Consider the following 11,503-nt stretch of genomic DNA (forward strand, 5'->3'; position numbering starts at 1 on the left):
GGACGTTAATTAAAATGCTTGTCGAGACGGGCTGACGGGGGTACTTAAGCTTGCTTAGGTATCTAGTTAAGAGTCTTTGAAGCAAGAATCTCCGACTATACCCATAGGGTTAGGGGGAGAGCGTCAACTAACTGTGCTAGTCCAGCTTTTGCTGGGTCTGTCCGACCCTCTCGCCAAACCTTGATTTCAATACCCAGTACAGTCGGGCCATAGCGCAAGCACAAATCCATGCGGCCTGTGCCCAGGGCATACTCACGCTCTAGCGACCCCCCACCATTAACCACCCGATGTAAAAATGCCATCATCACCAGATGCGGCGCAATCTCGTGATACGGTGCGCTTTTTAGCAGTGGCTCTCCGTGCTGCTTCTAAAAGCTGAGGAAAGATTGCAGCAAATTATCTAGCGACAGCTTACCGTCAGCGTTCAGCCAAGTCGGCGTAATCTGCGGCAAAGCGGCCATGGGTGTAAAAGCCAGCACTCGTGGCAGCACCTCGCGATAGATAGGATTAGCAATCGTCAATCCTTGAGCAGGACTCATGACACACAAGCCTAGATCTATTAGAAATTGAATATCTTCATTAGATACATTTCCTAATTCTTGACCAGCTAGCATCGGTTCGATAATTGCCCGAACTCTAGGTTCTCGCAATCGTTCCGCTAGGCTATCGAGGTGAGTATCTTGACGAAGAATCAAAATCTCCTTTGCTTGCTTCACGTGCTCCACAGTCAATTCAGCAGAGGGATCTGGTGCTAATTCCTCTACCATCTGACGTGCCAATGCATTGACCAACCATGGCTGTCCCTGTGTTAGATCGTACGCTAGCTGGACGGCTTCATCTGTAAAGACTTGCCCTGTATCGACGGTGTGTTGCTTATATAAGCTTTTTACCTCGGAATGAGTGAAGTTTCGTAGCGTTAGAGATTCTATTTTGATATTAAAAAGACTAGCGGTGCCTAGTCTCGGACTGCTACCAGAAGCTACTTTGTAATCTCTGACATCTCTCAGCCCGATCAGCGCAAGCGATTGAGGAAAATTTCGCGGACGCCGAGGGTATCCAGCTCGCAGTTGTCTTAGCACAGAGATCAAAACATCGTCTTCTAGCGCGTCGATTTCATCAATAAATAAGACAATAGGAAGGGGACATTTTGCTGCCCAAGATTGCAGAAAAGAGACTATTCGTCTACCAGGCGGCGCTTGTGTTTCTTCAGGCGGACGCAAATCTTCGGGCAGCGTCGCCTGAAAAATCCATCGCCAATATTCTAGTATTGCATTCTCCGCCTCTCCTACATTGTTGGCAAAAGGCGCGCCAGTCTCAGCCGAAACCGTGACTGCGGCATACTTTCCTTGCTCAGTCAGTTGCTGTGCTAAGGCTAGCATCGCCGTAGTTTTACCCGTTTGCCTCGGTGCGTGAATAACAAAATATCCTCGCTGCAAAATCAACCGCTCTACAGAAGGGAGCCGCTCTAGCGCTGGTAGCATATAGTGAATATCCGCCTGGCAGGGGCCTGCGGTATTAAACCAGCGAGTCATAGATGCTTGATTAGAAGTTCAAGCTAAGTGTAGCGCAGCCGTTTCTAGTCCACGCCCTCGATAGGTGCAAAGCCCTGACGCTGTACGTTCTCGGTCACGGTGCGAGGATCAAGAAACTGTAGTAAATAGTCGGGGCCACCTGCTTTGGAGCCGACGCCGGAGAGCTTAAAGCCGCCAAAGGGTTGACGGGCAACGATAGCGCCAGTGATGGTGCGGTTGATGTATAGGTTGCCGACTTCAAAGTCTGCGTAGGCCCGATCGATGTGAGAAGGGGTTCGAGAGTAGAGTCCGCCTGTGAGGGCATAGTTAGTGCCGTTGGCGATCGCCAGCCCCTGATCAAAATTCTCTGCCTTGATCACCGCTAGCACTGGTCCAAAGATCTCTTCTTGGGCGATGGTTGATTGAGGATCAACGTCGGTAAAGATCACAGGTCCAACAAAGTATCCAGGCTCAGGCGAAGGCAGTTCTAGCGCCAGCGTGGCTTCAGCTTTGCCTTGCTCGATGTAGTCTCGGATATTTTGCTGTGCGGTAGCATCAATCACCGGCCCCACCTTAGTGCTAGACTCAATCGCATCTCCTACATTCAAAGACTTTGTGGCTTCGACTAGCCTCGCTACAAAAGTCTCGTAAATAGAAGCAACAACAATCACCCGAGAACAAGCAGAACACTTTTGTCCGCTATAGCCAAAGGCTGAATAGACTACGCCCTGAACAGCCTGATCTAAATCGGCGCTTTCGTCCACAATGATGGCGTTCTTTCCACCCATCTCGGCGACGACTCGTTTCAGATGCTTTTGCCCAGGCTGCAAGATGGCCGCATCTGCATAGATCTGACAGCCGACTGCTTGCGAACCTGTGAAGATGATCATATTCACATCCGGGTGCTTCACCATGTGTGAGCCTACCGTTGAGCCCCGGCCAGGTACGTATTGGAAGACGCCCTTGGGAATACCGGCATCGACGAAAATCTCGGTTAGCTTAGCTGCGATTACAGAGGTGACTGCCGCTGGCTTAAGCAAAGCGCAGTTGCCAGTGACTAGTGCGGCGACGGTCATGCCCGTTGGGATTGCTAGTGGGAAGTTCCAAGGAGAGATCACTAGCACAATGCCTTTGGGCTGATAGAAATAGCGATCGCGCTCTCCAGCTACATCGTAGACAATCTCTTGATCTAACCGTTCCATCTCGGCGGCGTAATACCGACAGAAATCCGCTGCCTCCGAGACTTCCGCATCTGCCTGCTGTAAAGGTTTGCCGCCTTCTAGTACCATCCAGGCATTGAGCTCGTGGCGGCGTTCTTCTAGCAGCTCGGCGGCTCTGTTGATGATGGCTGCTCGCTCTTTTACAGGGGTGCGTTTCCAAGCGTCGAAAGCGGCTTTGGCGGCTGCGATCGCACTATCCGCCTGTTCAATATTGATTTGGCCGACGGTGCCGACTAGCTGCGCCGGACGAGACGGATTCACCGACTGCACCGTTTCAGCGGTCTGCACATACTCGCCGTCAATCAGCGGTCTATAGGTTTTACCAACTTGCTTTTGCACAGCCTCTAGCGCCGCATCGGCATCGCTGCGCTTCTGAGCGACCGCGTAGTCAGTATCGGCAAAAGGATTGATTCGAGTGACCGAAGAATCCGGCAGCGCGATCGGCGTTAGGGTGCTTCCAGGTTCAACATCGTCGCCGTCGCCTGGCCCCCATTGGGGAATGGCCAGCAGCTCTTCGGCTGGACGCTCTTCTAGGTTCTGTTTCAAAAATGAACTGTTGGCGGTGTTTTCTAGCAGGCGTCGAATCAGATAGGCCATGCCTGGAATCAGCTCGCCATATGGGCAGTAGACGCGGACTCGATACCCTTGCTTTACCAGCGCGTTCGCCAGACTATCGGCCATCCCGTACAGCACCTGAAACTCGACGTTGCGAGTTGGAATATCCAGCGTCTGGGTGATGGCTAGGGCTAAGGCTTGCGATCGCACATTATGGCTACCAATGGCCGCATATAGATGCTCGTGGTTTTCTAGCAGCAGCCGAGTCATCCGTTCAAAATTGGCGTCGGTTGAAGACTTGTGGTTATAGACTGGGGTCGGCCAATAGTTCTGTCTAGCCGTGATTGTCTCTTGATCCCAATAGGCACCTTTGATCAGTCGCAGTGTGATGGGCGTGCCTCTCTTTTTCGCCCACTCAATCAAATCTTCAAGATCAGAGTAGCTGTCGCGCAGGTATGCCTGCAATGTCATGCCAATATCAGAGCGCGAGCGGAACTCTTCTTCCAGCAGCAGCTTCTTTAGAGCCATCAGCGTCGCGTCTTTGTAGCGATATTGCTCCATATCAAAGTGAACCGCCACGCCTAGCTCTTTGGCTCTTCGTAGCAGCGTCCGAATATGTTCACCGACTTTGGTTTCGGAGCCCTCAACATCTAATGGGTCAAACTGAGAATAAAAGGCGGTTAGCTTAACGGAAACCTGCACCTTCGCCAAAGGTTTGCCTTCGGCGGTATCTAGCTTCGCGACGGGTTTCCAATCCTTCGCGGCTTCCGTTAGCTGCGCCATTAGCTCTAGATAGCGATCCAGATAGGCTTCGGCTTCTTTCTCGGTGACAACTGCTTCACCCAGCAGATCCATCGTGAACGACATTGACTGCTTTCGCAGTTGTTCAATGCTTTTGAGCGCCTGCTTGATATTTTCCCCAGCAATGTACTTGCGAGCCAGCGTCTCTACTGCCCCAGATAGGGTCGTAGCGGCCACTTGAGCCGGCATAGAGTTCGGATCGGCGAAGTTGAGCAAGCTCTTTAGCGCCTGGGGTAGCTCTACGCTGGCATCGCCTAAATATTCTTGAAAGTGGCTAGCGATCTCTGCTTTCGTGGTCAGCGCTGGCAAGCAATCGATCAGGCGAAACATCTGCACTCGCAGACCAGGGTTCTCCATCGTCCAAGCTAGCAGCTTATCGTCCCATCGAAGCTGGTCTCGCATCTTAGAGACTACAGACGAGAAAAGTGACCCTTTCCCCCGGCTATCAGCCAATAGCTGCCGGGCGATCGCCTGAGTTTTCCCTTCATAATCGACCTGGGTCGAAGGCTTTGTCGTCACGCGAGATGCATTAATAACCATCGAAACTCTCCTACAGCTCCTAACTAACTTTAGAGCGCTAACTTTAGAACGCTAACCCAAGAACATTCAATTAACCCAAACTCAAACCCAAAAAATACCCAAAAAAATACAAGGGGCCTAGCATCCTAAGCCCCGAAGTAAATAATTAGCCTTCTAAATCGTAGCTTGCTAGCTATGGCAGCTCTGCACCTAGATTACAAGCTATAGATGACAAGCTATAGCTAAAGAGGCTACAGAATAGAAGATGCGGTCGCCCCGTTAAATAGCTGCAGCTCTTTTTTTGGAGCATGGCTGAGATCTTCTGTGAGCTCGGTATCCGCAGTCTCCAAATCCGCAGTACCTGACGCCGCAGACTGAGGGGAACTTCCAGGGGTGAATCCTTCAGAGACAGGGCCTTTTGCCGAGATCAAAGAGATCGCTTTGCTGACACTCTCTGGCAAAATCACCACCAAGCCATTATCAGGAGCGTTGTTTAGCGCATGGTCAATGGCTTTAGTCTCATCTAGCTCAATGTGATAGGAAAAGTCAGCACGCTGGCTTTCATCTACCTGAAGCATGCCTCGCTCAATTAGAGCCGCGACCGCGCCAGGCGATCGCCCGCGCCTATCAGCGTCTTCTTTAATAATGACTCGATCAAAAATATCGACCGATAGCCGTCCTAGCTCAACGAAATCTTCGTCTCGGCGATCGCCTGGCGCACCGACAACCCCAATCGCAGATCCTGGCCAGTTCTTCACAAAGCTGCCAATCGCCGCATAGCCAGCCGGGTTGTGAGCATAGTCTACTAGCGCGTGGTACCTGCCCATATCGAACAGGTTCATCCGTCCTGGAATCTGACTGGCTGACGGCTGAAAACTATGCAAAGCCGCTCGAATCTGTTCGATCTTGATGCCCTGTACAAAACCGGCCAAGCTAGCTGCTAGCGCGTTTGCAATCATGAAATCAGCGCGCCCGCCCATGGTTAACGGCACCAGCTCGGCTTTGGTGACGCGGTGCAGCCAGTCCTGCTGAATGATCGAGAGATAGCCTTCTTCGTAGACAGCCGCAATCCCACCTTTAGCCAGATGCGATCGCACCAAAGGGTTCTTTGAATCCAATGAGAAGTAGGCTACTTTTGCCTTTACCCGCTCTGCCATCGCCGCCACGCGCTGATCATCCGCGTTCAGCACCACGTAGCCATCGCCCGCTACCGACTCAGCCACAACCGCCTTCAGCTTTGCTAGCTGATCGATCGTATCAATATCACCAATCCCTAGGTGATCTGCGGCTACGTTCAGCACGATGCCAACATCACACCGATCAAAGGCAAGCCCAGAGCGGAGCAGTCCGCCCCTAGCAGTCTCCAATACTGCCATTTCGACCGTTGGATCTTCCAAGATCATCCGCGCACTCTGGGGGCCAGTCGTATCCCCTTTTTCAACCAGATGATTGCCGATATAAATGCCGTCAGTCGTCGTATAGCCGACCGTGCCATAGGCTTGGCGGAAGATATGCGCCGTCAGCCGAGTGGTTGTTGTCTTCCCGTTCGTTCCAGTAATCGCCACAATCGGAATGCGCGTAGGCTGACCAGGCGGCATCAGCATATCTAGAATGGGAGCGCCCACATTGCGAGCTAGCCCTTGGCTAGGCGAGACATGCATCCGCAGGCCAGGCGCAGCGTTGACCTCGACAATAACTCCATCCGCCACCGCCAGCGTCTTAGAAATGTCGGTGGTAACGACATCAATGCCAGCCACATCTAGACCCAGTATCCGGGCCGTGCGCTCAGCAATCCAGACTGTTCCGGGATGAATTTCGTCAGTTCGATCGATGGCGATGCCACCTGTGCTCAAGTTCGCAGTTGCCCTTAGATAGCAAATCTCACCCGATTCAAGCACCGTGTTTAGGGTGTAGCCTTGAGAGTCCATCAGCTGATCGCTCATTCGATCTAGCCTAATTTGAGTCAGGAGATTATCGTGGCCTTCGCCTCGACGCGGATCCCGGTTTTCGCGATCGACTAACGTCTCTATCGTGTCAATGCCGTTGCCAATAACGTGAGCCGGTACCCGCTCAGCCACGGCCACCATCTTATTATCGACCACCAGAATGCGATGGTCCCGGCCCTGATAGTGATGCTCCACAATCACACCATCAGACACCTGACGCGCTAGATCGTAGGCAGCTTCTGCCTGTTCCCAACTGCTAATGTTTAGCGTGATGCCTCTGCCGTGGTTGCCATCTAGCGGCTTGACAACGATCGGATAGCCACCCAGATACTCAAGCGAGTCTTCCAGTTCACGCAGAGAGTAGACCACCGTTCCTTTGGGTACCGGGACACCCGCATTTCCTAATATCCGCTTTGTCGCTTCTTTGTCACAGGCTAGCTCCACGCTCAAGATATTGCTGTGGGAAGTTAATGATGCCTGTACCCGCTTTTGATAGACACCATAGCCAAATTGCAACAGATTGCGAACGTCTAGCTCCAGCCAAGGAACGTTGCGGGCCTCAGCGGCGCGTACCAGGGCTTCAGTACTGGGTCCTAGCGCCGCCGCCGCGCGTAATTCTCTTAAATCATAGAGATCTTTTTGAATTTCAGAGTCTGGATAGCCGCCAGTTTCTATGATGCTCTCACACAGTCTAAGTGCGGCTCTAGCCGCGTAGCGCCCTGCGGCCTCGTTCTCGTATTGAAAGACAACTTGGTACACACCGGGATCGGCTGTTTCTCGGGTGCGTCCAAAACCGACGTGCATACCCGCTAGCGTTTGTAGCTCTAAAGCAACATGCTCCACGATATGACCCATCATCGTGCCAGTCTGCAAGCGCCTAAGAAATCCACCCCGCACGCCCGGAGAACAAAAATGCTCTACCAGGCTAGGTAGCGCTGCGACCAAACCCTCGTAAAAGCCGTCAATCGTATCAGAAGGTCGCTCGGCCAGATCTTCTAGATCGAGGCGAATGACGATCAGCTTCCCGTATCGAATACTCCAATAGTTTGGTCCGCGCAGCGTCTGAGTTTTGAGAACTTTCATAATGTTTGGTGTGGGCAACCGAGTAGGCAAGAACTGAGGCTTAACACTCTTAGGAAAACTAAATAAAACTTAGCTAAATTCAAACTCATCTTATACGCTGTCTGACTTCCGATACAAAGGACTTTTAAAGTAAAAATTCTTTCTCTAGCAGGAAAATCAGCAGTGTATTTAGCGTTGACTAAGGTCTCTTATAAACCTACTGCTGCTCAGTATTGAAATAACAACGGATATGCTATTTCCTCCAACCTGAGGCGTAGGCACAGGGGTTCGACGTTCTTTTTCGACTTCTAACATTCTATAGATATCTCTTTTTTCTAAGCCGCTTCTAACTATCTTTATGTCAATTCCTATACACAAGTTCTATGTACAGGCGCAGCTAGATTCTAGAAAGTCATCAGGTCTCGTTATCACAACATATACGGTTATTAAACATTTGGAGTTATTAAACATTCGGAGCTATTTGGCTAGTCTTGGCCATTTCTCAAGCATCGATTGACGCTGATTTATTGCCTAGCTTTGGATCTGTAGCCTAGCTTTGCATCTGCATGAGCGCGCGGGCTTTGTAGTCGTAGCGATCGCCTTGGTTGAGCACATGAACCTTAAGATTATGCAAGCTCAGCGGCGAGGTTTCTAGGCTTTCAGGGTAGCTAGTGTGAGTTAGATTGCCAGGGTCAATGACGGTGATGGTGCCTTTGCCAAGCACCTGAAAGACGCCGTCGTTAGCAATGGCTATGCAGGTGTCTTCATCGATACCAACGCCTAGTCGGTTGGGATGCGCTGCGATCGCGCTCAACAGCCGCGCCATCCGATTGCGATTGTGAAAGTGCTGATCGACTAGTAGCTCAGGAACAAAGCCCAGGCCACTGGTCAGATCTACCAGGCTTTGATTAGGAGATTCGCCGCTACTACCGCCTGCAATCATCTGCTTACCCATCACGGCTGCGCCCGCACTCGTACCAGCGAGCACCAGTTCAGATTTAGTCAGCTTCTCTTTGAGCCGCTGTAAAAAGCGAGTGTCACCGATCAGATCACGCAGCCGTAGCTGATCCCCACCGGTAATAAAAACCCCGCTACAGTCATTTAAGACCTCTAGCCAGCGCTCTTCTTCGCACTCACTGCGGTAGCGAATATCAAGAACCTGCACCCGCAGAGCGCCCATTGCTGTAAATAGCTGGTAGTACCTATCGCCGACAATAGCAGGCTCTCTAGAGGCAGACGGAATGATGCCGATAGTCGCATTGTTGCCACCTGCACTCTTAACAAATGCGTTCAGTATAATGCACCCGTTTGTCTTGTCTTCTGCCCCACCAATGATCATCACTGGGTACTGGGTAGACACTGTCATAGGCTTGTGAGCTAAAAGTGGTTGCACTTCCAGCATAGAGGTATCCTCGCTATTTATTAAAGAGACAACTGCGACAAATCCACTTGGCCGTCTATAGGCCGCAACCTACAGGCCACGATGCAGGGCACAGCATGATGCGAACCATCCCCTAGCGCGAAGTGAATCAGGCAAGAGTCAGTATCATACGGCAACATTTACAGGCATAGTAAAAACCATCAAAACTGTTTGCTCAATATTTAATTTATCAATAGTAATTATCTGGTATTTGTATCGGAGACTACGAAAAAATAGAGGAGCACCGCTGAAGTACCTCTAAAGCGCCATGAAAGAAGCGCCATAGAAACACCTTGGAAAAATAACGGCTTATGTCTATTGCCTAGTCGTACAATAGTTGCAAGCCAAAACAGCTGCTAATCAAGTGCTGTTGCTTATGGAGTGCTGTGGTTCTAGAGGAACAAAGAAATGAGCAAATCAGACATCAATCAGTCTATAGAAGCGCTTCGAGCCGAGCTAGACCAAATTGCAACCACCGATCTAGCTGCCAAAGATAAGCTGCTAGCACTGATAACTGATGTCGAGAGGCAAGTCCAATCGCCTGACGACGAGAGCCGCAGAAAGGCTACCTTACAGCAGTTGCCAGCCCTGATCGAACAGTTTGAAGCCGACCACCCAAAAGTCACTAACACGCTAGGTCGCCTGCTCAATACGCTCAGCAGCATGGGCATATAGTGAAGCTCTTAGTGCTCGAAAGCTTTCAGCTACTTTTGCCTGACCCGTTGCCTGACCCGCTGTATGAGCACAGACAGTACATCCGTAGCTGAAAGCAAACCTGCTGCCGCCAACAAGCCTTACTTCCTAGGCTCATTGCTTAGCCATATTCGCTGCTGATTGAAGCGGAATCGTCTGGCGCAGATGCTGACCCAATCGACGGGCGAGTGCCAATATCGTGAATGTCGGTGAATACGACGGTCCAGTTGGAAACACTGCCGACCCTAAAATATAGAGGTTATCAGTCCCAAACACTCGGCAGTCTGTATCGACAACGCCCTCTTCTGGTCGATTTGCCATTCGAGTTGTGCCCATTTGGTGAGCCGCATCAGTTGCTGCTTCTAGCGACGGCGGATTCTCTCCAAAATCGAAGGTACCCAGACCTGATTTTTCAACTCGTTCTGTCAGAATCTGTAGCGTTTTTGCGATGGAGTATCTGTCTTGGTCAGTGAAACACCAGTTGACAGCTAGCTTCCTTTTTCCAAGCGCATCGCGCTCATTGCTTAGCATGATGCGGCTATCTCGATGTGGAACTTGCTCTACGATAAAGTTGACGCGGTAGTGATCGACTATGCCATTGTTATCTTGGCAAGTCGGTCGTAAGGTCAAGATCCTACGTAGAGCGCCTAGGCGCGTTTCATAGATCGGCTTAATATACAGCGAATGCTCTAGCAGCTTTTCTTCTCGTTGAGTCTTATCGTCTAACGCAAAACACGTGCAAAAGCGAGGTTTAGGTGCGAACTGTAGTTCCTTAGCATACTCTCTAGTCAGCGCACCGGGTCGAAGTGAGCCAGTATGATTCTTAGGATGATCGATATAAAACCGTCCTACCAGGTCGTGCTGATTACCAATACCGCAAGTCAGCTGTCGATCAGATGCTAACAACAACCGAGCTGACTCAAACGCGCCCATGGCCAACACAACGGCTTCGCCCTCGACGGTGACCTCTTTTTCTTCTAGCGATCGGCAGACAACTTTGCTCACACGCTGTCTAGACTCATCCAATAATAGTTCAGTCGCCGTTGCGCCCATCAGCACCTGTAGGTTTTTGGATTGCCTCATCTCATCACCAAATCGCTTGGCTGTACGAGTTGGCGTTTGCTCCCAATAGAAGCTGCTGACCTTCAGCCCAGCGGCTTCTACCTTCGAGCGAAGCGCCATGATTTCTAGGCGAACCGCTTCTGCTTCTAAATCGCCAAAACCATAATCTTTAGCGGTAGAGCGATAGTACTCTAGAAGATCTCCAAACTTAATCGGCCACTCGCTGTTTGGTATCCATTCTCTTTTCTCAAAGTCAGAAGGCTGAAAGTATTTCCACTTTCCTGTCCAAATATTGCTGGTTCCTCCAAACTGACGTACTCGGCTGACGCCGCGCAGGGCCGGTGGTAGGTATCGGTGATAGTAAGAATTTGGATTAAGTTCACGATGACGTTTGCCTAAGAATGTAACGTCATTGAGGGCTTGGATGGCCGGATCAAACTGCTCGCGACCGCTTTCTACCAGTACAACCTCTAGACCATGACGCGCTAGATACGTCGCTACTTCAGCGCCAGCAATTCCAGAGCCCACGACGACCACCTGCCGGCGTAGTGTCGCCTGTTCGCCTATTTCTAGAATATCGGTAAACAGGTAGTGCATTTTAGTAAAGGACAGAGGAAAAAACAGGTTCTTCGCTTTCTGCCATCTTCTTTCTGACTGAACGGTTGTATTCATGAATGAACATCCATATTGCACCGATGTGATTCTCTAGCTTTT

At 50.8% G+C, this 11,503-nt stretch carries 7 protein-coding genes; 1 reads left to right on the forward strand and 6 read right to left on the reverse strand.

The window, feature by feature from the left end:
• Window positions 1–95 precede the first annotated feature (95 nt).
• From IQ256_RS30565 to IQ256_RS26325, 5 genes are all read right to left on the reverse strand, one after another.
• A complete protein-coding gene (locus IQ256_RS30565; RefSeq protein WP_370623553.1) occupies window positions 96–302 on the reverse strand; it encodes a hypothetical protein in 207 nt (68 codons plus the stop codon).
• A 66-nt stretch (window positions 303–368) separates the two neighbouring features.
• Window positions 369–1,532: an ATP-binding protein gene (locus IQ256_RS26310; protein ID WP_370623554.1), complete on the reverse strand. Its 1,164-nt coding sequence runs from the start codon at window positions 1,530–1,532 to the stop codon at window positions 369–371.
• Between the two features lie 44 nt (window positions 1,533–1,576).
• On the reverse strand, window positions 1,577–4,627 hold the full coding sequence (gene pruA / locus IQ256_RS26315) for an L-glutamate gamma-semialdehyde dehydrogenase (RefSeq protein WP_193858663.1): 3,051 nt from the start codon (window positions 4,625–4,627) through the stop codon (window positions 1,577–1,579).
• Window positions 4,628–4,857: 230 nt separating this feature from the next.
• Window positions 4,858–7,635: a cyanophycin synthetase gene (gene cphA, locus IQ256_RS26320; protein ID WP_193858664.1), complete on the reverse strand. Its 2,778-nt coding sequence runs from the start codon at window positions 7,633–7,635 to the stop codon at window positions 4,858–4,860.
• A 529-nt stretch (window positions 7,636–8,164) separates the two neighbouring features.
• Window positions 8,165–8,980 (reverse strand): cyanophycinase, encoded by an 816-nt coding sequence (locus tag IQ256_RS26325; protein ID WP_228025308.1) that lies wholly within the window; start codon window positions 8,978–8,980, stop codon window positions 8,165–8,167.
• A 462-nt stretch (window positions 8,981–9,442) separates the two neighbouring features.
• Between IQ256_RS26325 and IQ256_RS26330 the strand changes: the two genes are divergently transcribed.
• Window positions 9,443–9,709, forward strand: coding sequence for a DUF4404 family protein (locus IQ256_RS26330; protein WP_193858666.1), 267 nt, complete (start codon window positions 9,443–9,445; stop codon window positions 9,707–9,709).
• A 132-nt stretch (window positions 9,710–9,841) separates the two neighbouring features.
• Here the strand turns inward: IQ256_RS26330 and IQ256_RS26335 are convergent, their stop codons facing one another.
• Window positions 9,842–11,461 carry a GMC oxidoreductase gene (locus IQ256_RS26335; RefSeq protein ID WP_228025309.1) on the reverse strand — a complete coding sequence of 540 codons (1,620 nt, stop codon included), beginning with the start codon at window positions 11,459–11,461 and terminating at the stop codon, window positions 9,842–9,844.
• Window positions 11,462–11,503: the final 42 nt, after the last annotated feature.

The organism is cf. Phormidesmis sp. LEGE 11477 (genome assembly GCF_015207105.1).
GTDB lineage: Bacteria > Cyanobacteriota > Cyanobacteriia > Phormidesmidales > Phormidesmidaceae > Phormidesmis.